Origin of the sequence: Nocardia sp. NPDC023733 (assembly GCF_040639775.1) — a bacterium.
In the GTDB taxonomy this organism is placed as follows: domain Bacteria; phylum Actinomycetota; class Actinomycetes; order Mycobacteriales; family Mycobacteriaceae; genus Nocardia; species Nocardia rosealba.
On record NZ_JBFAAN010000006.1, the window covers coordinates 44,451 to 67,846 of the forward strand.

The window sequence follows — 23,396 nt, forward strand, 5'->3', positions numbered from 1 at the left end:
GTCGACCGAAAGGCTGTGCCGCCGTGCAGGCTCGATGCCCCATCGGTCGCAGCGGGTTCGAAAACGTCGGCAGCGCGTCGACCTCGACGCGCGCCGGGGCTCACTCGATGCCGGCGGGCGCGCCGATCCCATCGGCGGTATAGGCGAATTCGATGGTTCTCGTCGTGGGATCGGCGGTACGCAGGCGCACCGAGACGCGTTCGCCTTCCGGTGGCTTGCCCGCGCAGCGCGCCAGGATCGGGGGTTCGGCGACGAAGATCTCCGCGTCGCGCGAACCGTTGGCCTCGCGCAGGACCAGGGCGGCGAAGTCGGTGCCGACGCGCGGGCCGAGGATCGTGGCCTCGGTGAGGTCGACGCACGCGCGGTCGACCTTGTTGGCGAGCGAATCGGTGCGGCGCAGGGTTTCCGCGGCAGGCGCCAGGCCGTCCAGCACCCACTGCGGTACCTCGGTGCCCGCGCAGTGCGCCAGGCAGATCTCGGTGGTGAAGCGGTCGGCCAGGCGGCGCAGCGGGGCGGTGACGTGAGCGTAGGGGGCGCCGATGGCGCTGTGGGTCAGCTGGTCGGCAGTGGGGTCGTCGAGGTCGGCGAGCAGGGTGTAGCCGGCGCCGCGCAGCAGGGTGGTCGCCTCCGACATCAGGACCAGCCCGGCGGGAGTGTTGGGGTCAAGGCCCGCCAGCATGCGGCCGACCGGCAGGTCGTCGGGCCAGGCGATGTCGAGGGCGGCGGCGGTGCGGCGCATCGAGGCGACGGCGGAGTCGGGCGGTGGCGGCATCGTGCGCAGCAGACCGAGCCGGGTCCCCTTGTGATCGAGCATGATTCGTGCCGCGCACATCCCGGTGAGCAGGGAGACCTGCTCGTTCCAGTCGTCGGCGGCCGTGCGCGGTTCCAGGTCGAGGCGCCAGTTGTCGCCGTGGCGCACCACGTCCTGGGCCGGCAGGCGCAGCGAGATCGCACCGCGCGCGAGACCGGCCTCGATCCGCAGCCGACCGAATTCGGGCAGCGCGGCCAACGAGGGGTGCAGTGTTCCGGCGTCGGCGGCGGCCTGGACCTGCTGATAGTCGAAGCGTTCACGGGAGCGCACCAGGGCACGCTCGACCGAAAAACGAAGGAGCGCGGCGTCGTTGTCGAGTTCGATGGTCCACAGCGCGACGGGCCGGTCGACACCGGGCAACAGGCTCGCGGTCCCCTCCGACAGCACGGGCGGATGCAGCGGCACGGTGCCGTCGGGGAGATAGAAGGTCTGGCCGCGTGATTCGGATTCGCGGGCAAGGGCACCGCCGGGCACGATCACCGCGCCGAGATCGGCGATGGCGTAGTGCAGGGTGAAACCGGTCGCGGTGCGTTCGAGGTGCAGCGCCTGGTCCAGATCCATGGCGCTCGGTGGGTCGATGGTCACCAGCTCGAGGTCGGTGCGGTCCACCCGGGTGCCCGCGAACGCGTCGACCGCGTCGCGGGCCTCGGAGACAGCCTCGGCCGGATAGTCCGAGGCCAGCCCGAATTCGGAACGGATGGCGCCGAAATCTACCGGCGCCGAGACGATCCGCTGATGGAGTTCCATCCTGGCAGCGTAGCGATTGTTACTGCAGTGCCAGCATGGTGCCGTTGAGCTGATCGAACGGGCCGTACACGGTGAAGGTGACCCGGCCACCCGGCACCGACGACGACACGGCGGCCGCCGCGTCGAGCGCCTGACCGAACGAGGCCGCCGACGGATGCGGCAGACCGGCCACGGTCCGGCCGAACTTGTTCTGGTGCACCCAGGCGGTATCGGCCGGGCTCAGGTCGACCTGGACCCCGCCGGGCAGCGGGGTCACCGCGACCGCACCCGCCGAACCGGCACCCATCGAGGTGAGCACCGCGGCGGCTCCGGCGATCAATGCACCGGCGACAATGGAACGAACTACCCGCATGGAAATGTGACCTGCTTCCGCGATCGATGTGTGAGCCCGCACAACGGGCCCTGCCGACGGGCAACACTCTATGACCTCGCTCACGTTCCCGGCGAGTTCCCGCGCATATTCACCGCCCCGTCGCGCGTCTCGCACGAATTGTTACTGTGGCGACGGCACATCCGGCACAAGCCGGAAAAGTGTTGCACCCACGTCGATAAATGGGAGTTCCGAGCGTATGTCGTCGCTGATTTACGATTACCTGTTGCCGATCCTCGGGCCTGACCAGGCCACCTACTGGGCCCAGGTGCTGATGATCAACCCGGCCTGACTCACCGTCACACGAATCAACATGTCGCCTCCCGTTAACCTGACGGGAGGCGCCTTGTTTCCTGGGCCGCTAGCATCCCGCTGCGTGAGTAGAACTACCGCCGCCCTCGCGGCAGGCACCGCCGTCTTCGCCCTGCTTCTGACCGGTTGCGGCGAGGACTCGTCCACCGCCGCAGCCCCCGCAACCACCACCACCCCGGCCGTTCAGGTCGATCCCGGTAAGGCCGGCATGTTCGTGGTGAGCTATCGCAATGCTTTCCCGAAGCTGGCCGCCGGCCGTGACGACCTAGCGGTGAGCGGGGTGCTCAACCAGACGTGCTCCGACATCAAGGCGGGCAAGGCCGAGGCCGACACCATCGCCGGAATCGTGAAGAGCTCGACCAACGGCTCCGTTTCGGCCACGGAGCAGGAAGCGCGCGCGGTCTACGACATGGCCAAGCTGATGTGCTGAAGTCCCCGGACAGACGAGGCGGCGGTCCCGTGCGGGACCGCCGCCTTCGTCGTTTCCTGGGCGGGCGAGCCGGCCTGTAAGCCGGATCCTGTCCCCGGCTCGCGCCGGGGGGCGACCATCCATCTGGACACACCGTCGCCGGGTGCCTCGAGCGGTCCACCCGCAGGCTCGGGCGAGCAGCCCTCGAACACCTGCGCAGCCGCACCGTCGCCGGTGCGGCCTTCGACCTTGCTCCGGGCGGGGTTTACCTAGCCGCCCCGGTCACCCGAGGCGCTGGTGCGCTCTTACCGCACCGTTTCACCCTTACCGCACGTTGAGCGTGCGGCGGTTTGTTTTCTGTGGCACTGTCCCGCGGGTCACCCCGGGTTGCCGTTAACAACCGCCCTGCTCTGTGGAGTCCGGACTTTCCTCGGTGGCGGGCGGCGACACCGATGTGCCCGTTCCCGTCACCGCGGTCGCCCGGCCGACTCGTCCGCTCCGCCATGGTACTCGGTACGGTTATCAGTCATGGAACGTGTCGACGTCAGTTTCCCATCGGGTGACCAGCAATGCGCCGCATGGCTCTACCTCCCCGATGGTGCGCCGAGGCCGCGTCCGCTGGTGATCATGGGACACGGGCTGGGGGCGACCCGCGAGATGGGGTTGGATCGGTATGCGCGACGGTTCGTCGCGGCGGGAATGGGGGTGCTGGCCTTCGACTATCGGCATTTCGGCGCCAGTGAGGGTGCGCCCCGCCAGGTGCTCAATATCGCCAGGCAGCGTCAGGACTGGAAGGCCGCGATCGCCTACGCGCGCAGCATCCGCGGCTTCGACGCCACCCGGATCGCGTTGTGGGGCACGTCTTTCGGTGGTGGGCACGTGCTTTCCGTCGCTCCCGACGACGACTACCTGGCGGCCGTGGTCGCCCAGGTGCCGTTCACCAGCGGCTGGGCGTCGGCGCGGGCGAAGGGACCGATCAGCCTGACCAAGGTGGCGACCGTCGCCATGACCGATCTGCTGTTGGGCCCGTTGCGCCGCAAGCCGATTCGCATCCGCCTGGCAGGCCGCAAACGCGCCGCCGCCCTGATGAGTGCCTCCGATGTGCCCGAAGGCTTCGGCAGGCTCGCCGAGGAGAGCCCGACCTACGACCCCAAAGTCGGTGCCCGCGTAGCTTTCTCCACCCTGTTCGACGCCCCCGGCCGACGCGCCAAGTCGCTGAAGGTCCCGGTGCTGTACACGATCGCCGAGAACGATTCCGTCGCACCGTCCGGCCCCACCCGCAAGGCGGCCGCACGCACCAAACACGCCGTGGTCAAGGAATACCCGGTCGGCCACTTCGACGTGTACTTCGACGACGTCTTCGAACAGGTCGTGCGCGACCAGACCGACTTCCTGGTGTCGATCCTGCGCCCCTGATCACGCATGAAACAGGGCGCAGCATCGTGATGATGCTGCGCCCCTGAGTGTTTCGTGCGGCGATCAGATCGGCTGGAAGCCCGCGCCGACCCCACCCGCGCGGTTCACCACATCGAGGATCACCTCGATCGGCTGGAAGTAGGCGGGCGAGTGGATCGGGTTGGCGCCGTTGGTGCACGGCACGTCGAAGTCCACGGGGCCGAGGCCGGTGAGCCTGCCCTGGTTCATGCCGACGAGCCGGTCACCGACAACGACCGGACCACCGGAATCGCCCGGCTGCGAGCAGTACTGGTTGATCGAGTTGCCCTCGAGCTCACCCCACACCACACCGCAGCTGCGGCCGCTGGTCCGGCCGTCGGAGCACACGGTGGAGCCCGGTGCCGGTGCGGGGCCGAGGCCTGCCACGGTGGTCTGGCCGATCGTGCGCGTGGGCACCACCTTGGACGCATCCAGTTGCAGCACAGCGAAATCCAGGTAGTCGCCGTCGTCGGAGAAGGCGACGGTACCGATCACGCCCGCGTGCAGCGCCTGCTCGGCGCCGACCTTGGCACCGGTCGACGCGCAGTGCCCGGCGGTGAGACCGACCAGCCGACCCGCGTTGTCGTGGCCGATGGCCGTGAGCGAACAGCCGGAGTTGTTGTCGAAGACGATGCCCGAACCGGCACCGAGCACCACGCTCGGATCAGCCGACACGCTGCCTACACCGGCAGACGTGGTGAGCGCCCCCGCGATGGCCGCCGCGAACGCCGCCATCCGTAGAAACTTCATCAAGTACCTTTCTCCACGGCCGCGACCGGCTATGCGTCGACGTGACGCGCATCGCGAACCCGGGCGACCGTACCGCGCCCAGGTGACACGGGGCCACCTCAGAGATAGGAAGTGTCGTTGACCAGGCGCACCGAAGCGCCACCGTCGGGATAGAACTCGGCGATACACAGCGACGCCAGGTCCAGATGCAACCGGTACAGCAGCGACGGGCCGACCCCGAGCGCCAGCTGCAGCAAGGTCTTGATGGGGGTGACATGACTGACCACGACGACGTTCTCGCCCGGGTACAGCGCGACCAGGTCGCGGCGCACACCCTCGATCCGTTCGCGCACCTGGTCGAAGCTCTCGCCACCGGGCGCGGGGATCGACGGGTCGCCAAGCCAGTCCGCGTGCAGCGCCGGATCCCGCTGTGCCGCTTCGGCGAAGGTGAGTCCTTCCCACTGGCCGAAGTCGGTTTCGATGAGGCCGTCGAGAATGCGCAGGGGCACATCGAGTGCGGTGGCGGCGGCCTCGGCGGTCGAACGAGCCCGCTGCAACGGTGAGCTCACGACGGCGGCGATATCGCCCTTGGCGGCAAGCATTTTCGCGGCGCGGTCGGCCTGTTCGCGGCCGAGGTCGGTGAGGGGCGGGTTGCCGCGGCCGGAGTAGCGGCGTTGCACCGACAGCTCGGTTTGGCCGTGGCGCAACAAGAGCAGGCGGGTGGGACGGCCGATGGCGCCGGTCCAACCCGGGGAATAGGTGGAAACCTGCTGGGCGGCAGGCGATTCCGTCTCGCCCGCGCCACCGACGACGATCTGCTCACCTGTCGGCGTGACAGCCACCTGCTCGCCCGTCGGTGTGACAGCAGCCTTGTCGCCGGCCGGGGTCATGGTTACGCCCGAAGTAGTCGATGCTTCGTCACCGGCGACGACGCTCGGCTCCACCTCGGCTGCGGCTCGATCATCCGCCGCGCCGAGGGCGACCTGATCTCCCGGTGTGTAGCCCGCGGCGAGAGACTCGCGGACGGTGCCGACGAGGGCGCCGTCGTCCATCGCCTCGTTCGCCAGCCGGTCGGCGTGGGAGTTCTCGGCGCGCGGGATCCAGGTGAAGCTCACGCGCTCGAAACCGGACACCAACCGGCGTGCCTGTTCGGCGAGCGGAATCATGGAGGCGTGCTTGATTTTCCAGCGGCTCGACATCTGTTCGACGACGAGCTTGGAGTCCATGCGCACCGTCACCACCCGCGCACCGAGTTCGGTCGCAGCCTCCAAACCCGCGATCAGCCCACGGTATTCGGCCACATTGTTGGTGGTGACGCCGACGTATTCCTTGCGTTCGGCCAGCACGCGCACATGGTCGTCGGCGAAGACGACCGCGCCGTAACCGGCCGGGCCGGGATTGCCGCGTGAACCACCGTCGGCCTCGACGATCACCTCACGCACACCAACCGGCCCAGCGGTCACAGTCCGGATTCCTTGGTGCGCACCATGATCGCGCCACACTCGGGGCAGCGGACCACCGCATCCGGGGCGGCCTTGGCGATGCGCTGCATCTCACCGCGGTCGATCTCGATGCGGCACGCACCACAGCGGCGGGCCTGCAGCAGGGCGGCACCGACACCGTGGGCGGCGCGCTGCTTGTCGTAGACGGCGAGCAGTTCACCGGGGAACAGGCCGATCAGGGCGGCGCGGTCGTTCTCGCACCGTTGCTGCGCGACCTCGAGGTCGGCCATCGCCTCGTCGCGCAGGCGTTCGGCGTCGGCCAGGTCCTGGTCGGCCTTGCTGAGCCGAGCACCGGCGTGGTCGTGGTCGGCGGCCATCGCCTCACGCTGCTCCATCACGGTCAGCAGTTCGTCCTCGAGGACGGCGCGACGGCGTTCCAGGCTGCCCAGTTCGTGCTGGAGTTCGGACAGCTGTTTGGCGGCGACGGAGCCCGCGGTGAGCATGGCGCGGTCGCGGTCCTCGCGCTTGCGCACCGCCTCGACCTCACCCTCGAGTTTGCGGATGTCACGATCCAGGTCGTCGATGCCGATCTCGACCGCGACCGCGGCGTCCTTGTAGCCGTTGCGCTCGGCCGCCAGCCGCGCGACCTCCTGCTGCTCGGGCAGCGCGGTGCGCCGGTGCGCGATCCGCGTCAGCTCGGCATCGACAGCGGCGAGCTGCAACAGCTTGGACTGGACCGACGGTTCGACATTCAACGGGCACGAACTCCTGAACACGGTGGACGGATGGATCGATCAACCGTACCGCGCCGCACGAGGCGAACACGCCATGACCCGGATCAGCGACCGAGCGGGGTGCGGTGACTCAGCCCGTGACCGTCCACGGATCCGTGCGAAGGGTCGACACGCGGGTGGTGAGGGCGGGCAGCGCCCGGGTGACGACGGATTCGGCCTGGGCGCACCACGGGAATTCGGTGGCCCAGTGGGCGGCGTCGACGAGGGCGGGGCCACCTCGGCGGAGGTGTTCGTCGACGGGGTGATGACGCAGGTCGGAGGTGAGATAGGCGTCGACGCCCGCGCGGATGGCGGCGTCGAGGTAGGAGTCGCCCGCACCGCCGCAGACGGCCACCCGCTTGATCGTGCGGTCGGAGTCGCCCGCGGCCCGCACACCCCAGACGGTGCGCGGTAGACCGTTGCCCACGCGGGCGGTGAACTCGCGCAGTGTCTCGGGTTCAGCGAGTTCGCCGATGCGGCCGATGCCGAGGGACGACGGCAGGGGTGCGCGTTCGGTGACGTGGTAGGCCGGTTCCTCGTAGGGGTGGGCCGCGCGCAGGGCCGCGAGGACAGCGGTGCGCGCGGACGGCGCCGCGACGACCTCGATCGCGTCCTCGGTGACGGTCTCGACGGTTCCGACCGCACCGATGGCCGGGTTCGCGCCGTCGACCGGCAGGAACTGACCCGTGCCGGAGGTGTACCAGGCCGCCTCGCGGTAGTCGCCGATCGCTCCTGCGCCTGCCGCGAACAGCGCCGACATCAAGGCGGCCGTGTGGGTCTGCGGCACCTGGATGACCCACTTGTCCATCGGGGCAACCGGTTTGGGGTCGAGCGGGCCCGTGACGGTGAGGCCGACAGCGGCGGCGAGCGCGTCGGAGACGCCGGGGTCCGCGGAATCTGCGTTGGTGTGCGCGGAGAACAGTGCGCAGTCGGAGCGGATCAACCGATGCAGCAGGGCGCCTTTGGGCGTATTCGCCGCCACGGTGTCGACGCCGCGCAGCAGCAGGGGGTGATGCACGACCAAAGCCTGTGCGCCCCAAGCGATCGCCTCGTCCACGACGGCTGCGGTGGCGTCTACGGCGAACAGCACCTTCGAAACCTGTTGCGCCGGATCACCACACACCAGGCCGACCGAATCCCACGATTCGGCCAGTTTCGGTGGGTACGCCGCGTCGAGCACCCCGATCAGTTCGGCCAGGTCGGTCACCGCCGCCTCCTTCGCTCCGCTGAGACCTGCGCCGTCGTGGGCAGGTTCGACATTCGTTCGCCCTGATCGCACAAGGCCCCCGTGAGGAATCGGTATCACCACAGCGCGGCCCGCAACCCGTCGATCAGCTGATCCACCTCGTCGCGGCCGCGCACGGCGACGCGCAAATAGTCGGGGCCGAGACCCGGGAAGGTGTCGGCGCGGCGGACGGCGATGCCTCGGTCGGCGAGATGCTTGCGGACCAGGGCGCCGTCCGTGACGCGCAGGAGCAGGAACGGGCCGGTGGCCGGGGTGTGCACGTCGATGCCGAGCGCGGTGAGACGGTCGATCATGGCGTCGCGGTCGGCGGCGATGCGCTGGGCGAGGTGGTGGGATTCGGCGACGGCGGCGGGTTCGGCGGTGGCGCGGATCGCCTCGAGCTGCAGGGTGCCAAGCGGCCAGTGGGGGCGGCCCTCGGTCAGCCGGGCCAGCACCTCGGGAGCACCGAGTACGTAGCCGCAGCGCAGACCGGCCAGCGCCCACGTCTTGGTGAGACTGCGCAGCACCAGGACGTCCGGTGCACTCAGCCCGGCCAGCGACTCGAGTTCACCACTGATGCCCTTCGGACGTACCGCACCGGGGACTGCGTCGGCATCCGGACTCAGGGGCGCAGCGCCACCGGCCACTACACGCTGCGTCGCGGCGCTACCGACCTCGGGTCGTGCAGTCGACGAACCCGCCGACGCTCGGAGGTAGGCGACCGCGTCGGCGAAGGCTTCGTCTACGGCGACGAGGCGGCCCGGGCGGCGTAACGCCTGGATGGTTTCGGCGGGGTGCAGGATCGAGGTGGGGTTGGTTGGGTTGCCCAGGACGACCAGGTCGGCTTCTTCCGGTACCTGGGCGGGGTCGAGGGTGTACGGGCGTTCGAGGACGACGCGGGTCACCGGAACGCCTGCCTCACGCAAGGCCAGTTCCGGCTCGGTGAAGGACGGGTGGATGACGGCGGCGAGGCGGGGGCGCAGGCGGGGCAGCATCGCGAAGCCTTCGGCGGCGCCTGCCAGCAGCAGGACTTCGTCGGGGGTGCGGCCGTGGCGGGCGGCGACGGCCGTGCGGGCGGCGAGTTCCTCGCCTGCGTCGGGGTAGCGGCCGAGGTCGGTGAGGCGGGCGGCGAGCCGGTCGCGTAGCCAGGCCGGTGGGGCGGTGCCCTGGACGTTCACCGCGAAATCGAGCATGCCCGGGCGCGCTTCCACGTCGCCGTGGTGGCGCAGCATCGCGGGGTCGACCGAGTCCTCGAACACAACTGAACACCCTACGTGGCGGTGCCGCGGCCCTACCGGCGACAATGGGAGCCGTGGGAGAGCTGCACGTGACCTTCGTCTGCACAGGGAACATCTGCCGGTCGCCGATGGCGGCGAAGATGTTCGAAGCGCATCTGTACCGTGCCGGTCTGGCGAACCGGGTGCGGGTGAGCAGCGCGGGCACCGGATCGTGGCACGTCGGCGACCCCGCCGATCCGCGCACCGCCGCGACCCTGCGCCACGCCGGGTACGCCGCCGAACACATCGCCGCCACCTTCGGCGACGAACATCGCGACGCCGACCTGATCGTGGTGCTCGACACCAGCCACGACCGGGAACTCGCCCACCGAGGCGTCCCCACCGAACAGCGCAGGCTGCTGCGCAGCTTCGACCCCGCCGCCGACGGAGTCGACGTGCCCGACCCGTATTACGGCGACCAGACCGACTTCGACCTGGTCCGCGACCAGATCGAGGCAGCCGTCCCCGGCCTGCTCGACTGGGTGCGGGCCGAACTCGAGGCCCGCGACCCGGCCGCCGCGCGACGCTGATGCGCAAACTCACCTTTCTGCTGCGGCCGAGCTGGCTGATTCTGGCGCTCGTCGTCGTCGCGTTCGCCTACCTGTGTTTCACGATCCTCGCGCCTTGGCAGCTGAACAAGAACAGCAGCACCGAGCACCGAAATCAGTTGATCGCCGACTCGGTGCAGGCCGAACCGGTGGCTGTTACCGACATCCTCGCCGGTGATCCCGGTACCCATACCGAGTGGCGGAAGGTTATCGCCACCGGGACCTTCCTGCCGGATTCGACGGTGCTCGTCCGGTTGCGCCACCTGGACGGTGCACCGGGGTACGCGGTTCTCGCCGCGTTTCGGCTCGATGATGGTCGTACAGTGCTCGTCGACCGCGGTCTGGTCGCGGCTGTCGACGGGACGCGGCCGCCTGCGATTGCCGAACCGCCGGGTGGGGCTCAGCGCATCGAAGCGCGGGTCCGTGCGTCCGAAGGGGTCGTCCCGGACAAAGTGCCGAGCACGCAGGACGGGTTCCGGCAGGTGTATACCGTCGACACCACTCAGGAATCCACTGTTCTCGGTATCCCGCTGACGGCTATCCCTACCGGGACCGATAAGGGTGGTTATCTTCAGCTTGCCGAGGGGCAGCCGGGGGCGTTCACGCCTGTTCCCCTTCCTCAGCTGGATGCGGGGCCGTATCTGTCCTACGGCCTTCAATGGCTGGCCTTCGGTGTGATGGCTCCGCTCGGGCTGGGGTATTTCGTGTTCGCCGAAATGCGGGCTCGGCGGCGGGAGCGTGGAGAAGTCGGGTCCGAGGTGTCCGATCAGCCTGCTTCGACTTCTCAGGAGAGCACTACGGAAGCGCGTCTGGCCGATCGGTACGGCCGCACTCGCTGACGCTCACCTGCGCAGCAGTGCCAGCGCGGCGCTGACTGCTACGGCTCCGATCTGTACTGCTTCCGACATTCGGACGGCTCTGCGGAGATCTTCGGTTTCGGGGGCGCGTCCGGTTCCCAGTGTCGGGCGTAGTTCTGCTCCGTAGCGGTATTGGGTGCGGCCTCCGAGTCGGACTCCGAGAGCGCCTGCCATCGATGCCTCGACGACTCCGGCGTTGGGGCTGGGGTGTTTGCGCGCGTCCTGCCGCCAGGCCTGCCAGGCCTCCCCGGGGCTGCCGCCGACGAGGGGAGCCAGCACCACTGTGAGCAGTCCGGTCAGTCGGGCGGGGACGAGATTCGCGATGTCGTCGGTGCGGGCGGCTGCCCAGCCGAAGCGTAGGTAGCGGTCGTTGCGGTAGCCGATCATCGCGTCGAGCGTGTTCACCGCTCGATATCCGAGCAGCCCGGGAACTCCGGCCACGGCACCCCACAGCAGCGGTGCGACGGTGGCGTCGGAGGTGTTCTCGGCGATGGATTCCAGTGCGGCGCGGGCCAATCCGTCGGCGTCGAGGACCGAGGGGTCGCGTCCGCACAGCGAGGGCAGCAGTTCGCGGGCGGCGTCGATATCGCCGGCGTCGAGCCGGTCGGCCATGTCGTGGCCGGCCTGGGCCAGGCTGCGGCCACCTAGAACGGTCCAGGTGGCGAGGGTTGTCGCGAGCAGGCCGCCGCGCGCGGCTACCGCACCGAACGCGAGGACCGAGCCGACCGCAACGGTCTCGTGCAGGATTCCGGAGCGGTGGGTGTCGGCGTAGGTTCGCTGCTCCAATGCCGCTGCCGCCGTACCGAATCCGGCTACCGGATGCCAGCGGCGCGGGTCGGCGAATGCCCGGTCGAGTGCGAAACCGAGCAGCAGTCCCGCGGCGGTCGAAATCCCCTTGTGCACCGGGCGAGGTTAACCGGTGGGGCAGCGATGTCACACCGGATGCGTCTGCTTCGTCGTCTACATGACAGCATCCTGGGCGACCGCCCACTCTCGACCGAACGGCTGGCACGATGACCGACACCGCGAACCTCGACCGCGCGGAACTGGCGCGACGCTTCGAGGAGCACCGCGCCTACCTGCGCAGGCTCGCCTACAGCACCCTCGGCAGCCTGGCCGACGCCGAAGACGTGGTGCAGGAGGCGTGGCTGCGGCTGCAGCGGCAGCACGAGGCGGGCAAGGCGGACGAGATCGACAATCTGCGTGCCTGGCTCACCACCGTGACGGGCAGGCTCGCCCTCGACCAGCTCGGGTCCGCGCGGGCCCGGCGCGAACAGTACGTCGGCGAGTGGTTGCCGGAACCGGAGGTCAGCACCATGGACGATCCAGCCGACCGCATCTCCCAGGACGAACGGGTCACCACCGCACTGCTGGTCGTGCTCGAATCGCTCTCACCCGCCGAACGCACGGCCTTCGTACTCCAGGACGTGTTCGGGATGTCGGGCCCGGAGGTCGCCGAGGTGGTCGGGCGCACCCCGGCCGCGGTGCGTCAGCTGGCCTCGCGTGCGCGCAAGCACGTGGAGAGCGGCACGCCGCGATTCCCGGCGTCGCCCGCCGAACAGGAGAAGGTGGTTTCGGCGTTCGCCCTGGCCTGGCGCTCGGGTGACCTCAGTTCGCTGCTCGGCGTGCTGGACGAGAAGGTGGTGCTCACCGCCGACGGTGGCGGCAAGGTGCCCGCGATCCGCCAGCCCGTGCGCGGCGCCGAGCTCATCGCCAAGATGCTGCTCGGCTGGTACCACGCGCCGTCGGCGACGGATGCCTGGGGCCGTGCGGTGCTGGTCAACGGCGCACCGGGGCTGGTGGTGTTCGACGGCAACCACATCGGTGTCTTCTCGTTCGTCGTCGACGACGGCCGCATCGTCGCCATCAATGTGGTCCGCAACCCCGACAAGCTGCGCGACCTGCCGACCGCGGGCGCACCCGACTGGTACATGGGTCGCGCCGAGGACTAGGCGCACACCTGCGCGACGTCACCTGCGAAGTCGTCGCTCCACTTCGCTGAGCGGATGGCTTGCACACACAGGGCTTTCCGGTCGCCGGGCCGTCACCTTTCCCGGCTACCGGGAAGATCCCTGTGGTACTTCCGGCCCGTCCGGTTCAGTAGTGGAAGGTGTCGCACGGAGTGGCCGGTCGGGCAGTGTAGGGAGTCGATGGTGGGTTCGGAACGAATCGTGGTGGTGACCGGCGCCAGTCGCGGCGCGGGCAAAGGCATCGCGCTCGCGCTGGGGGAAACCGGGGCAACGGTCTATGTCACCGGGCGAACGCGGAACGAAGGCGATTCCCCACTGCCGGGCACAGTGTTCGCGACCGCCGAGGAGATCACCCGCCGCGGCGGCCACGGCGTGCCCGTAGTGCTCGACCATTCCGACGATGCCCAGGTCGAGTCCTTCTTCGCGGGTCTTCGCGACGAGCACGGACGGCTCGACATCCTGGTCAACAACGCTCTCGCGGTACCCGACGGCCTGACCGAGAAGGGGCCGTTCTGGGAAAAGCCGCTGACCTTGCTCGACCTGCTGGATGTAGGTATGCGCTCGAGCTACGTCGCCACCTACTACGCCGCACCGCTGCTGGTGGCCAATGGCGCGGGGTTGGTCGTGAACACGTCGTCGTTCGGCGGCACCTGCTACATGCACGGGCCCGCATACGGTGCGGGCAAGGCGGCGGTGGACAAGATGGCGCACGATATGGCCGTCGACTTCCGTCCGTGGAACGTGGCGGTCGTCTCGATCTGGATGGGTCTGCTCGCGACCGAGCGCACGCTCGCCGCGTTCGCCGCGAATCCAGGCGCCTACGACGGTCTTGCCGCGACAGCCGAATCGCCGGAATTCACCGGTCGTGTCATCGATGCCCTCGCGCGTGATCCGGAGTTGATGAACCGCACCGGCCGGGTGCTCATCGGCGCCGAGATCGCGCAGGAACTCGGCGTCGAGGACACCCGGGGCCAGCAGCCGCCTTCGCACCGGCCATTCCTCGGTAACCCTCCGGTGTTCTCCGACGCGGTCGTCGACTGATCTCGCAAACCCGACCATTCGCTCATCACCTCCACCCCGGGCAGGCAACCGATGGATCTCGCACGACGCATCGACACCCTCGAACAGATCGAAGCGATCAAACAACTCAAGCACCGGTACTGGCGAGCCTGTGACAACAAGGACCCGAAGACGATGCGGGACTGCTTTATCCGGTCCGGCGCCGACCTGGACTACGGCCGAATCGGCACCTTCCACGACGCAGGGCCGCTGGTCGAAATCTTCACCCGCATCGCGTTGCACAAGGTCGACGGCAAACACGTCGTCCTCGACATGCATCACGGCATCCACCCCGACATCACCGTCACCGGGGAACGCACCGCGACAGGCCGGTGGACCCTGCGATTCCGCCAGGTCAATCTGATCGACAACACCGAGTTCGTCTCGACGGGCGACTACGACGACGACTACGTGATCGAGGACGGCCGCTGGAAGATGTCACGCAGTCATTTCACGGAGCGCTGGTCGATCACCCGCCCGCTCCTGGCGGACTCCGTCATCGCCGAGGGAACCTTCGCGGAGGCCTAGACCCCGAGCGAATACCCGTGCGCGGCGGCCACTTCCGCCGACAGCAACTTCCCGTCGACCGCGGTGAGCCCGGCCGACAACCCGGGATCAGCGGTGCACGCCCCACGCCAGCCGTTGTCGGCGATGGCCAGCGCGTAGGGCAGGGTGGCGTTCGTGAGCGCGACGGTGGAGGTGTGCGGGACAGCGCCGGGCATGTTCGCGACACAGTAGAAGAGCGAATTCTCCACGGGGAAGGTGGGATTCGCGTGCGTCGTCGGGCGGGTCGACTCGAAGCAACCGCCCTGGTCGACGGCGATGTCGACGAGTACCGAACCCGGACGCATCCGCGCGACCAGCTCGTCGGACACCAGCTTCGGCGCCTTGGCCCCTGGCACTAGCACCGACCCGATCACCAGATCGGCGGCGAGCACGGCCTTTTCGATCTCGAGGGCGTGCGAAGCCAGGGTGCCGACCCGCCCGGCGAACCGGGCGTCGAGTTCACGCAACCGGGCCAGATTCGTATCGAGCACGCTCACCCGCGCACCCATCCCCACCGCGACGCTCGCCGCGTTGGTGCCCGCCACGCCACCGCCGAGCACCACTACGTCGGCGGGCCGAACCCCGGGCACGCCGCCGAGCAGCACGCCTTCCCCACCCATCGGCGCCATCAGGTGATAGGCACCGACCTGGGCGCTGAGCTTGCCCGCCACCTCGCTCATCGGCGCGAGCAGCGGCAACGAACCGTCGGCCGCCCGGACCGTCTCGTAGGCGATGGCGGTGATCCCCGACGACAGGATCGCGTCGGTACAGTCCTTCGACGCGGCCAGATGCAGATACGTGAACAGCACCTGCTCGCGCCGCATCAGCGAATACTCCTGCGCGATGGGTTCTTTCACCTTCAACACCAGGTCGGCTTCGGCCCACACCTGGTCGGCGTCGACCGCGATCCGCGCACCGGCGGCCCGGTAGTCGTCGTCGGCGAAGCCCGAGCCGACGCCCGCACCCGCCTGCACGAGCACCTCGTGCCCGTGGGCGGCGAGCTCCGCGGCGCCGGCCGGAGTCAGTGCGACCCGGAATTCTTGCGGTTTGACCTCGGCCGGAACACCGGAAGTTACGCCCGTTGCCGTCATTCACCCAGACTAGATCCTGTTTCGACGGGCCGCAGTCGAATCCGAGGCGTGTCCGGATCCCTACCCGGCAGGCGCCGCGACCACCGGGCTCGACGTGGTCTCCGACGCGCCGGCCGTCGCGGATGTCGACGGCGGCTGTTCAGTCGTGGTCGCCGGTGGCGGCGTCGTGGTGACGGGTGCGGCGGTCGTGGTCGGCAGGTCGGTCTGCCCGCATTCGTTGCCGTGTCCGCACTGGTCGGTTCCGCAGAACCGCTCGCCCGGCGGGCACCCCGGCCCTGTCTCGCCACACTCGCCCGGCCCGCAGCTGTCGGTACCGCATTCCGGACCGGGCACACAGGTGTGCCCGGGCGGGATCTCGGCCTGCGCGGGCGGCGCTGCCGCTGGTTGCCCGGGCGCTTGCGGCGCCGGGGCGGCAGGACCACCGGCATCCTGGCCCGGTACGCCCGGGTCGGTCGCGGCAGCGGGTGCGCTCGTCGATGTCGCCGGCGTACTCGTCGGTGCCGACGTCGTCGCGGTCAGCGACGTGCTCGGTACCGGGGTCCCGTCGGCGCCGCCGCCTTCCGAGGAGCATCCACTCACCACGAGCACCGGGACGACGAGCGCCAACAGCAGGCGCGACATCGCACGCAACCGGATACCCGTCCATCTGTGCAGCAACACTGCGTTCTCCTCCGGACGAAGTCCCACGACTGTCGCGGCGACTCGAATTCTTATGGTCGCTAACGGTTTTCGCGTTACAGCGGGGAATCGAGCGTCAACGCGCCGACCCCGGGCCACAGCGCCCGAGAGTCGGTGCCGCGCTGCCCGCCGCGCCCGGTGCCGACGCGCAGCGCGATAATTGCCGCATGATCATCAAGGTGAGCGGGTTCGCGCCCGAGATCGACGAATCAGCATGGATCGCGCCGAACGCGACCGTGATCGGACGGGTGCGCCTGGGCGCCGAGGTCGGCGTCTGGTATTCGGCGGTACTGCGCGGGGACCTCGAACAGATCACCGTCGGCGCCCGCACCAACATCCAGGACGGGTGCGTGCTGCACGCCGATCCCGGCTTCCCGCTCACCGTCGGTTCCGGTGTGTCGGTGGGGCACAACGCGATTCTGCACGGGTGCACCATCGGCGACGACGTGCTCGTCGGCATGGGCGCCACCGTGCTCAACGGCGCGGTGATCGGGGCGGGCACCCTGATCGCGGCCAACGCGCTCATCCCCGAGGGCGCCCAGATTCCGCCCGGGTCGCTGGTCGCCGGGGTGCCGGGCAAGGTGCGTCGCGAGCTCACCGAGGCACAGCAGGACGGCATCAAGCTCAACGCCGCTGTGTACCTACACAATCTCGCCACACATCGGGACGCCGAAGTGTTGTGACGCATCACACTGAGCAAATGACCAGTAGGGAAACCTGATAACATTTGCCCTGCGTATCGCGACCGGTCCACCGAGTCTTCAGGGCCGGCACCGGTACGCGGGGCAGGAGGTATCACGGTGGCATACGCGCAGGTAGGTGTGCACCGATCCGGGGGCAGGCTCAGCGTGGCCGATATCGCGGCACAACCAGGCGGTATCGAGGCACTTCAGTGCCGTGTTCACGAATTACGTTCCCGGGGTGTGCATTTCGCGGCGAACGCGATCGAGCAAGAGATGGTCGCGCTGGATCTCCCACCACGGGGATAATGGGCTGATGCCCACTGTCTCGACCATCCTCGCGCGGATCCTGGAAAAACCCGTCACCGACGGGGAGAAACTGCTCGACAGCGCGCTGTCGGCGTTTCTGGATTTCGGGATCAAACGGACAAGCATGGGCGAGATAGCGCGCCGCGCCGGCATCAGCCCGGCCACCCTGTACCGACGCTTCGAGTCCAAGAACGACCTGGTCGAAGCGGTGGGCGTGCGTGAGGCGCAGCGCTATGTCGGCGAGATCGATGAGCGGGTCCGCGCGGTCACCGAACCCGAAGACCGACTGGTCGAGATCTTCGTCGCCTTCGTCACGACCATCGCGGGCAACGAACTGCTGCGGCGGTTGCTCGGCACCGAGCCGGAGATGATCCTGCCCAAACTCACCACCGACGCCGGTCCCATCCTGGCGGTCGGGCGCGAATACCTCGCCGACAAGCTGCGTGAGGTGCAGGCGGGCTCCCCCGACTTCGACCCCGACCTGGTCGCCGAGATCATGGCTCGCCTCGCCTTGTCGCTGGCACTGACACCCGACGGGCTGATCCCGCTGGACGACGCCGAAGCCGGACGTGAATTCGCCCGCCGCACCTTGCTGCCGATGGTCGGCATCCGTCCCACCTACTGAGCGGGCACCCCGAACGCCTCGGCGACTGCTTCGTCGACGGCGGCATCGGATACCGGCACACCGTCCTCCATGAGCTCGCGCACGCGACGCACGATCTCGACGGCGGCCGGGCTGCCAGGATCGGGCAAGGGCAGCCGGGCGACGTACTGGGTGATCCAGCGTCGCCTGCCCGAATACAGACGATTGCCGCAGACCGCGTCGTAGAACCGCAGGCCCAGCGCCGAATTCGCCACGCCCATCAGGAGATACGCCAAGTCGGTCGCGGACTTGCCTGCGTCGAGGTCGGTGAGCGAGATCCAGTAGCAGTCGCCGTTCACCACGGCACCGGAACGATCGAGGGCGAAGCGGGGCCGTTCGCTGATATCGGGGAAGACGAGTTTCGGCGCGCCCCACAGGTGTGGTCGTTGCGGTACCCAGATCTCGTACCACTTGCGGCCGCCGTCGAGAACATAGCGTCGACCGGACAGCGCCTCCTCATGGGTGCGCAGATACTCTGCTGCGCAGGGAAATTCGGCCAGATCGACCGGGGTGCGCCGTGTTTGCCGCAGGTCGTAGGGGTAAAGCACTCTGGTGCCACGATCCTTCTTGATCTGCCACCGTTCGAGGTCGTGGTGAGTGATCAAGGGCTGCAGCAGTTCTCGTTCGGGCGTCGGGTCGAGGTCGTCCCAGTGGTCGGAGATGAACACCCGATCGGCGGTCGTCTTGATACCCACCCGGATTCGCGCCGTCTCGCCGAAGGTGTGCCAGGTTCGGTCGGCGATCTTGTCGAGCCAACGGTCGACGGCCGGGCGCGACATCCGCCAGACCGTCTCCCCGTGCGGACGTTCGTGATCACTGATCACCTGGCCGGCCGACGGCCCGTTCGCCGCTTCCCGCCCCTGCGATGCCAACGTCCCCACTTCAACCGCGAATACGCGTCCCCCAGCACCGACCAGGCAGTCGGTCTCCCCGGCTAGCGCGTCGAACAGCTCTGTACCGCAGCCTGTTTCGTCGCCAGTCCGCTCATAGACGGAGACGTACCGGCAACCGGCCGAGCTCTCGGCAACGTTCGCCGGATCGCTTCGCTTCGCGAATCCGCCGGCGGACAGGGAATCTCTGGGCACGATCGCGGGCGCCGCAGCACCGCCCGCCGCAGCACCGCCCGCCGCAGTGCCGGACGCCGCAGCACCGCCTGCCGCAGTGCCCCCCGTCGCAGTGCTGGACGCCGAGGTGGAAGCTGCGGCATATGCGCGCGTTCCGCGGTTCTGATGCGCGTTGTCGGCGCCTACACCGCTCGCACCGTCACCGGCTGGGATCGTGTCTTCGCCGGGAAACACGCGGGCATGCGCGACGCTCGCGGCTGATCTGGTGGCGATGGTGATCGCGGGGAGGACGGCAGCGGAGAAGAGTTTGGTGTCGCCGAGGTCGTAGAGCTCGACCGGGGTCAGGTCGGCGGTCAGGATGCGGCGCAGATTGGCACCCGCTCGGGTGGTGAGAAACCTGTTGGCACAGAGCAATCCGAGCACGCCACCCGGCGCGAGGAGACGCGGCGCCAAGGCAACGAAGGGGTGCGTGAGATCGATACGCCCACGGAGCCCGAATTTTCGGCTGAGCAGTTGCGCGGTGGCCCCGCCGAGCTGCTGCGTGCGCACATACGGCGGGTTGCTGATGATCAGATCGAAGGAGCCCTTCGCCAGACGCGGCGCCTTCGCCAGGAAATCCCCTGCCCGGCAGTGGATCTCGACCCCCTCGGCCGCGGCCCGCGCCACCGTTTCACCGACGGCGGCACGGTCCAGGTCGTACCCGGTGAGCCGGACCGCGACACCCGGTGCGCACGACACCATCTCCCGATGCACCGCGAGCAGCAGCTCCCCGTCCCCACAGGCCGGGTCGAGCACCCGCAACTCGGCGCCGCACGGGGCGTACAGCAGCGCCCGGCGCGCCAGAAACCGCGCCAGCTCCGGCGGGGTGTAGTGCCTGCCGTGCCGTTTGCGCTCCTGCGCATCGCGGGACTGCAACGCCATGAGTCCGATTGTGCCCCGCCACGCCCCGATTGCGCGTCAGGCGCGGGCTGCCATCGCCCCCGGCCACAGTCGGCCGCCCCGAACCGGCGCAGCGTCGACGCCTCCTCACCGCGTTGCGGGGAACCTGCGTGGGTTGCCACCGGCGTGAACCGCACTCGGCCCGACTGCGCGTCATCGATGGCTCTTCGTGCATGGTGTGACCCGGCCGCGCCCGTGGGAATCGGGTCAGGACCGGGGCGGCGACTCGCGGTAGGGTCGGCTCGCTATGTTGAAATTCCGCACCGCCGCGATCGCTGCGGCGGCTCTCGTTTTATTGCCCGTACCGGCGCAGGCGGATCCCGCCGAATACGCGCCGACCATGATCATCCTCGACGCCTCGGGCTCGATGGAACGCCCGGATCGCGGCGGGACCATGATGGACGCGGCCAAACAGGCGGTGCGTAGCTTCGTGGATTCGGCGCCCGCACAGGCCTCGGTCGGCCTCACCACCTACGGCACCGGCACCGGCAACACCGAGGCGGAGAAGACTCAGGGCTGTCGCGATGTGCAGGTGCTGCACCAGCCGAACACCCTGGACAAGGCCGCGCTCACCACCGCCGTCGACGGCATCCAGGCGCGCGGTTGGACGCCGATGGGCACCGCGCTGCGCCAGGCCGCCGACGCGCTGCCCGATTCGGGGCCGCGCTCCATCGTGCTGGTCTCCGACGGTGACGACACGTGCGCACCGCCCGACCCGTGCGAAGTCGCCGCCGAACTGAAGCGCGCGGGCGTCGATCTCGTCGTGCACGCGATCGGTTTCGCCGTCGACGACAAGGCCCGCGCTCAGCTCACCTGCATGGCTCAGGCGACCAGCGGCACGTACACCGACGCCGCCGACGGCGCCGCCCTCGAACGCGTCCTGCCTCGCGTGAGTTCCACCGCCCTGCGTAGCTACCAGGCCACCGGAACACCCGTCACCGGTTCCACCGAGTACGGTTCGGCGCCGGTGGCGAAGGCGTGCCAGTACCTCGACACGATCGGTCAGCACGAGAAGCGGTACTACGCCGTCGATGTGCCCGAGGGCGCAACCGCCCACTTCACCGGCATCGTGTCGTTCCCCCGCGCGAAGGACGTCTCGACCACCGAGGACATGAACGCCCTCGAACTGCGGGTGCGCGATCGCGAGGGCACCGATTGCGGGAAGCGCGAACGCGAGCTCGAAACCCGCTCCAGCGACGGTGTCGCCCTCACCGTCGCCACCACGTTCGACGGCGCCGCCGAGTCGAGCGGCACCTGTAGTGGTGGCGGTCGCTACTACTTCGAGGTGAACTGGGACCTGGCCTCGGCGGGTGCGCCCGCTCGCCTGCCGATGGAGATCCTGATCGGCATCGAACCAGGCGTCACCGATCCCGGGCCTGCGGCAACCCCGACGCCCGTCACCTTCACCGACCCCGGCGGGCCGGTCCAGCCGGTGACCGGCGGTGGCTCCTTCACTGTCGCGGCGACCTTGCCCGGCAGCGGAAAGTTCGGTGACACACTGCAATCCGGTGAGTTCGTCTTCTACCGGGTCCGCCTGGACTGGGGGCAGGGGCTGGCCTATCGCGTGCAGTTCGCCGAGACCGGCGGCGCGAACAACACCTCGGCGGCGAATGTGGAGACCGTGCTGTACTCGCCGCTCGGCCGTGAGATCGCCACCGACACCAACGCCTACACCGGCAGATCCAGTGCCGAGCTGTCGGTGGAGTCGGTTCCGGTCCGCTACGCCAATCGCGAGCAGTCCGACTCCGCGGTGAAACAGCAGGCGATCGCGGGCTGGCACTATCTCGCGGTGAAGGTCGGCCAGCCCTCGGGCGCGGATGCGATGCCGCCGACGCCGGTGCAACTCGACGTCAGCGTCTCGGGCACTGCCGAACCCGGCCCGGCCTATCGCGGCGGCGGTGACGTGCTCGGCGAGCAGAGCCACGACCAGCCGGTGACAGTGGACGGATCAACGGCCACCACCCGCCCGTGGCCTCGGTACGCCCTGGTGGGCGCGGGCATTGCGTTGCTCCTCGGTATCGGCGTCGTCGTGGTCGTGGTCGTGCGCCGCCGAGCCTGATCCCTCCCGGATCCCATCTCGCGCCCCCGCCGCGCCGGGTCGGCGGCCATGACCGTCGGCCGCCGACGGACTCGCCTATCAGAACCCGCCCCCGCCCGAATCCTCGTGATGGCGCGGGCGGGTTCCGCGTTTCCGCCCCGACTGCTAAATTGGTCTCAAAATGAGACTAGTTCTCACGACCTACCGAGGGAGCCGCGCGATGGCGCCGACCGATCACCCCGATTTCGCCGCTCTACGGCGCCTGGCCGACGAACGCTGGACCTGCCGCCAGTTCAAACCCGATCAGGTCGACCGCGCCACGATCGAACAACTCCTCGCCCTCGGACAGCGCACCCCGTCGTGGTGCAACACCCAGCCCTGGCAGATCGTCGTGACCGCGGGCGACGGCACCGACCGCTTCCGCAAGGAACTGCTGGCCCAAATCCAGACCGCCGCCAACACACCGGATTTCGAATTCCCGGCCGCCTACGAAGGCGTCTACCGTGAGCGGCGCCGCGCCTGCGGTTTCCAGCTCTACGACAGCGTCGGCATCGTCAAGGGCGACCACGAGAAGACCATGCGCCAGATGGTCCGCAATTTCGAACTCTTCGACGCACCGCACGTCGCGATCGTCACCTCCGAGGCCGACCTCGGCGTGTACGGCGCCATCGACTGCGGGCTGTGGCTGGAGAACTTCCTGCTCGGCGCCCAGGCGCTCGGCCTCGGCGCCGCGCCGCAGGCGGCCCTCGCCTCCTACTCCCCTTTCATCCACGAGTACTTCGACATCCCCGACACCCGCAAGGTCGTCTTCGGCGTCTCCTTCGGCTACCCCGACGTCGACCACCCGATCAACGGCTTCCGCACCGCCCGAGCACCCCTCGACGACCAGGTCACCTGGCACACCTCCTGAATTCGAGATCACCACGCTCCGGTGGCGGCATCGCGCGAGAGGCAACGCCACCAGCGCGTGGTGATCGGTCGACCAGTCAAGCGACGCCGGTGATGCCGGGGCCCGCCTGCGGATCGATATCGCGGGCGGTGACCTCGGCGTGGCACGCGTCGCAGGTGAGGTGGACGTGGGCTTCGCCGGTGCAGTCGTGGTGGCGGTATTCGACCGGTGGGCCTTCGGGGGCCATGTAGGTGTCGCCCCAGTCGCGGATGGCCATCAGGATCGGGTAGATGGCGTGGCCTTTTTCGGTGAGGCGGTATTCCTCGTAGGCGCCGTCGTCGACGGGGCGTTTGACGAGGATCTCGTGCTCGACGAGGCGATCGAGTCGGTCGTGCAGGCGGCTGCGGGAGATGCCGAGCGCGCTCTGGAAGGCATTGAACCGGCGGACACCCGCGAAGCAGTACTTCAGGATCAGCAGGGTCCAGCGGTCACCGAGGATCACCAGGGGCCGCGTGATGGAACACGGGGCATCGGCAAGCTCCTCATAACGCACCCT

General features: G+C 69.0%; 23 protein-coding genes and 1 other RNA gene. 11 read left to right on the plus strand and 13 right to left on the minus strand.

The window, feature by feature from the left end:
• Positions 1 to 100: 100 nt before the first annotated feature.
• A complete protein-coding gene (locus AB0F86_RS22305; protein WP_356985045.1) occupies positions 101 to 1,558 on the minus strand; it encodes an RNB domain-containing ribonuclease in 1,458 nt (485 codons plus the stop codon).
• Between the two features lie 19 nt (positions 1,559 to 1,577).
• On the minus strand, positions 1,578 to 1,910 hold the full coding sequence (locus AB0F86_RS22310) for a hypothetical protein (protein WP_067487308.1): 333 nt from the start codon (positions 1,908 to 1,910) through the stop codon (positions 1,578 to 1,580).
• Positions 1,911 to 2,304: 394 nt separating this feature from the next.
• Here AB0F86_RS22310 and AB0F86_RS22315 point away from each other — a divergent pair, with 394 nt between their 5' ends.
• Complete coding sequence (locus AB0F86_RS22315) at positions 2,305 to 2,670, plus strand: hypothetical protein (protein ID WP_225281149.1); 366 nt, start codon at positions 2,305 to 2,307, stop codon at positions 2,668 to 2,670.
• A 61-nt stretch (positions 2,671 to 2,731) separates the two neighbouring features.
• On the opposite strand, the gene rnpB is transcribed toward AB0F86_RS22315, so the two are convergent.
• Positions 2,732 to 3,141, minus strand: an RNA gene (gene rnpB / locus AB0F86_RS22320) — RNase P RNA component class A.
• Between the two features lie 36 nt (positions 3,142 to 3,177).
• Between rnpB and AB0F86_RS22325 the strand changes: the two genes are divergently transcribed.
• A complete protein-coding gene (locus AB0F86_RS22325; RefSeq protein WP_225281148.1) occupies positions 3,178 to 4,065 on the plus strand; it encodes an alpha/beta fold hydrolase in 888 nt (295 codons plus the stop codon).
• Positions 4,066 to 4,128: 63 nt separating this feature from the next.
• Here the strand turns inward: AB0F86_RS22325 and AB0F86_RS22330 are convergent, their stop codons facing one another.
• The 5 genes from AB0F86_RS22330 to cobC form a co-directional block, all read right to left on the minus strand.
• The gene (locus AB0F86_RS22330) at positions 4,129 to 4,833 is read right to left on the minus strand and encodes a S1 family peptidase (protein ID WP_243749924.1); all 705 of its coding nucleotides are present in this window, start codon (positions 4,831 to 4,833) and stop codon (positions 4,129 to 4,131) included.
• 98 nt (positions 4,834 to 4,931) lie between these two features.
• Positions 4,932 to 6,254, minus strand: coding sequence for a bifunctional RNase H/acid phosphatase (locus tag AB0F86_RS22335; protein WP_356985211.1), 1,323 nt, complete (start codon positions 6,252 to 6,254; stop codon positions 4,932 to 4,934).
• Between the two features lie 17 nt (positions 6,255 to 6,271).
• Positions 6,272 to 7,009 carry a C4-type zinc ribbon domain-containing protein gene (locus AB0F86_RS22340; RefSeq protein WP_181697970.1) on the minus strand — a complete coding sequence of 246 codons (738 nt, stop codon included), beginning with the start codon at positions 7,007 to 7,009 and terminating at the stop codon, positions 6,272 to 6,274.
• 109 nt (positions 7,010 to 7,118) lie between these two features.
• Positions 7,119 to 8,234 (minus strand): Nif3-like dinuclear metal center hexameric protein, encoded by a 1,116-nt coding sequence (locus AB0F86_RS22345; protein ID WP_356985046.1) that lies wholly within the window; start codon positions 8,232 to 8,234, stop codon positions 7,119 to 7,121.
• Positions 8,235 to 8,329: 95 nt separating this feature from the next.
• Positions 8,330 to 9,511, minus strand: a complete 1,182-nt coding sequence (gene cobC / locus AB0F86_RS22350; protein WP_356985047.1) for an Rv2231c family pyridoxal phosphate-dependent protein CobC — start codon at positions 9,509 to 9,511, stop codon at positions 8,330 to 8,332.
• A gap of 44 nt (positions 9,512 to 9,555) precedes the next feature.
• Between cobC and AB0F86_RS22355 the strand changes: the two genes are divergently transcribed.
• Both AB0F86_RS22355 and AB0F86_RS22360 read left to right on the plus strand, forming a co-directional pair.
• Positions 9,556 to 10,059: a low molecular weight protein-tyrosine-phosphatase gene (locus AB0F86_RS22355; RefSeq protein ID WP_225281144.1), complete on the plus strand. Its 504-nt coding sequence runs from the start codon at positions 9,556 to 9,558 to the stop codon at positions 10,057 to 10,059.
• Positions 10,059 to 10,916 carry an SURF1 family protein gene (locus AB0F86_RS22360; protein ID WP_356985048.1) on the plus strand — a complete coding sequence of 286 codons (858 nt, stop codon included), beginning with the start codon at positions 10,059 to 10,061 and terminating at the stop codon, positions 10,914 to 10,916. Before AB0F86_RS22355 ends, AB0F86_RS22360 begins: the two co-directional genes overlap by 1 nt.
• Positions 10,917 to 10,919: 3 nt before the next feature.
• Here the strand turns inward: AB0F86_RS22360 and AB0F86_RS22365 are convergent, their stop codons facing one another.
• Positions 10,920 to 11,837 (minus strand): cobalamin biosynthesis protein, encoded by a 918-nt coding sequence (locus tag AB0F86_RS22365; protein ID WP_356985049.1) that lies wholly within the window; start codon positions 11,835 to 11,837, stop codon positions 10,920 to 10,922.
• A gap of 110 nt (positions 11,838 to 11,947) precedes the next feature.
• On the opposite strand from AB0F86_RS22365, the gene sigJ reads away from it, so the two are divergent.
• The 3 genes from sigJ (at position 11,948) to AB0F86_RS22380 (ending at position 14,491) form a co-directional block, all read left to right on the plus strand.
• The gene (gene sigJ / locus AB0F86_RS22370; protein ID WP_356985050.1) at positions 11,948 to 12,886 is read left to right on the plus strand and encodes an RNA polymerase sigma factor SigJ; all 939 of its coding nucleotides are present in this window, start codon (positions 11,948 to 11,950) and stop codon (positions 12,884 to 12,886) included.
• Positions 12,887 to 13,084: 198 nt separating this feature from the next.
• Positions 13,085 to 13,945, plus strand: coding sequence for an SDR family NAD(P)-dependent oxidoreductase (locus tag AB0F86_RS22375; protein WP_356985051.1), 861 nt, complete (start codon positions 13,085 to 13,087; stop codon positions 13,943 to 13,945).
• 51 nt (positions 13,946 to 13,996) lie between these two features.
• Positions 13,997 to 14,491, plus strand: coding sequence for a nuclear transport factor 2 family protein (locus AB0F86_RS22380; RefSeq protein WP_356985052.1), 495 nt, complete (start codon positions 13,997 to 13,999; stop codon positions 14,489 to 14,491).
• Here AB0F86_RS22380 and ald read toward each other — a convergent pair.
• Both ald and AB0F86_RS22390 read right to left on the minus strand, forming a co-directional pair.
• Entirely contained in the window at positions 14,488 to 15,600 is a 1,113-nt protein-coding gene (gene ald / locus AB0F86_RS22385) for an alanine dehydrogenase (RefSeq protein WP_356985053.1), read from the minus strand. The genes AB0F86_RS22380 and ald overlap by 4 nt on opposite strands.
• A 60-nt stretch (positions 15,601 to 15,660) precedes the next feature.
• Entirely contained in the window at positions 15,661 to 16,260 is a 600-nt protein-coding gene (locus tag AB0F86_RS22390; protein WP_356985054.1) for a hypothetical protein, read from the minus strand.
• A gap of 185 nt (positions 16,261 to 16,445) precedes the next feature.
• Between AB0F86_RS22390 and AB0F86_RS22395 the strand changes: the two genes are divergently transcribed.
• Both AB0F86_RS22395 and AB0F86_RS22400 read left to right on the plus strand, forming a co-directional pair.
• The gene (locus AB0F86_RS22395) at positions 16,446 to 16,961 is read left to right on the plus strand and encodes a gamma carbonic anhydrase family protein (RefSeq protein ID WP_067487266.1); all 516 of its coding nucleotides are present in this window, start codon (positions 16,446 to 16,448) and stop codon (positions 16,959 to 16,961) included.
• A gap of 313 nt (positions 16,962 to 17,274) precedes the next feature.
• Positions 17,275 to 17,892 carry a TetR/AcrR family transcriptional regulator gene (locus tag AB0F86_RS22400; RefSeq protein WP_225281135.1) on the plus strand — a complete coding sequence of 206 codons (618 nt, stop codon included), beginning with the start codon at positions 17,275 to 17,277 and terminating at the stop codon, positions 17,890 to 17,892.
• On the opposite strand, the gene AB0F86_RS22405 is transcribed toward AB0F86_RS22400, so the two are convergent.
• The gene (locus AB0F86_RS22405; protein ID WP_356985055.1) at positions 17,886 to 19,895 is read right to left on the minus strand and encodes an N-6 DNA methylase; all 2,010 of its coding nucleotides are present in this window, start codon (positions 19,893 to 19,895) and stop codon (positions 17,886 to 17,888) included. The two genes, AB0F86_RS22400 and AB0F86_RS22405, sit on opposite strands and share 7 nt — an antisense overlap.
• 265 nt (positions 19,896 to 20,160) lie before the next feature.
• On the opposite strand from AB0F86_RS22405, the gene AB0F86_RS22410 reads away from it, so the two are divergent.
• Positions 20,161 to 21,972, plus strand: a complete 1,812-nt coding sequence (locus AB0F86_RS22410) for a VWA domain-containing protein (RefSeq protein ID WP_356985056.1) — start codon at positions 20,161 to 20,163, stop codon at positions 21,970 to 21,972.
• 199 nt (positions 21,973 to 22,171) lie between these two features.
• Positions 22,172 to 22,861 carry a nitroreductase gene (locus tag AB0F86_RS22415; protein WP_356985057.1) on the plus strand — a complete coding sequence of 230 codons (690 nt, stop codon included), beginning with the start codon at positions 22,172 to 22,174 and terminating at the stop codon, positions 22,859 to 22,861.
• Positions 22,862 to 22,937: 76 nt separating this feature from the next.
• Here AB0F86_RS22415 and AB0F86_RS22420 read toward each other — a convergent pair whose 3' ends face one another.
• Entirely contained in the window at positions 22,938 to 23,393 is a 456-nt protein-coding gene (locus tag AB0F86_RS22420; protein WP_356985058.1) for a helix-turn-helix domain-containing protein, read from the minus strand.
• Positions 23,394 to 23,396 lie beyond the last annotated feature (3 nt).

What these genes read in the sequence shown, in the direction of transcription:
- AB0F86_RS22360 (WP_356985048.1), top strand. Translation starts at nt 10,059, where the DNA reads ATGCGCAAACTCACCTTTCTGCTGCGGCCGAGCTGGCTGATTCTGGCG.
- ald (WP_356985053.1), bottom strand. Translation starts at nt 15,600, where the DNA reads ATGACGGCAACGGGCGTAACTTCCGGTGTTCCGGCCGAGGTCAAACCG.
- AB0F86_RS22405 (WP_356985055.1), bottom strand. Translation starts at nt 19,895, where the DNA reads ATGGCGTTGCAGTCCCGCGATGCGCAGGAGCGCAAACGGCACGGCAGG.
- sigJ (WP_356985050.1), top strand. Translation starts at nt 11,948, where the DNA reads ATGACCGACACCGCGAACCTCGACCGCGCGGAACTGGCGCGACGCTTC.
- AB0F86_RS22310 (WP_067487308.1), bottom strand. Translation starts at nt 1,910, where the DNA reads ATGCGGGTAGTTCGTTCCATTGTCGCCGGTGCATTGATCGCCGGAGCC.
- AB0F86_RS22410 (WP_356985056.1), top strand. Translation starts at nt 20,161, where the DNA reads ATGTTGAAATTCCGCACCGCCGCGATCGCTGCGGCGGCTCTCGTTTTA.
- AB0F86_RS22415 (WP_356985057.1), top strand. Translation starts at nt 22,172, where the DNA reads ATGGCGCCGACCGATCACCCCGATTTCGCCGCTCTACGGCGCCTGGCC.
- AB0F86_RS22400 (WP_225281135.1), top strand. Translation starts at nt 17,275, where the DNA reads ATGCCCACTGTCTCGACCATCCTCGCGCGGATCCTGGAAAAACCCGTC.
- AB0F86_RS22380 (WP_356985052.1), top strand. Translation starts at nt 13,997, where the DNA reads ATGGATCTCGCACGACGCATCGACACCCTCGAACAGATCGAAGCGATC.
- AB0F86_RS22395 (WP_067487266.1), top strand. Translation starts at nt 16,446, where the DNA reads ATGATCATCAAGGTGAGCGGGTTCGCGCCCGAGATCGACGAATCAGCA.
- AB0F86_RS22305 (WP_356985045.1), bottom strand. Translation starts at nt 1,558, where the DNA reads ATGGAACTCCATCAGCGGATCGTCTCGGCGCCGGTAGATTTCGGCGCC.
- AB0F86_RS22375 (WP_356985051.1), top strand. Translation starts at nt 13,085, where the DNA reads ATGGTGGGTTCGGAACGAATCGTGGTGGTGACCGGCGCCAGTCGCGGC.
- AB0F86_RS22355 (WP_225281144.1), top strand. Translation starts at nt 9,556, where the DNA reads ATGGGAGCCGTGGGAGAGCTGCACGTGACCTTCGTCTGCACAGGGAAC.
- AB0F86_RS22330 (WP_243749924.1), bottom strand. Translation starts at nt 4,833, where the DNA reads ATGAAGTTTCTACGGATGGCGGCGTTCGCGGCGGCCATCGCGGGGGCG.
- AB0F86_RS22325 (WP_225281148.1), top strand. Translation starts at nt 3,178, where the DNA reads ATGGAACGTGTCGACGTCAGTTTCCCATCGGGTGACCAGCAATGCGCC.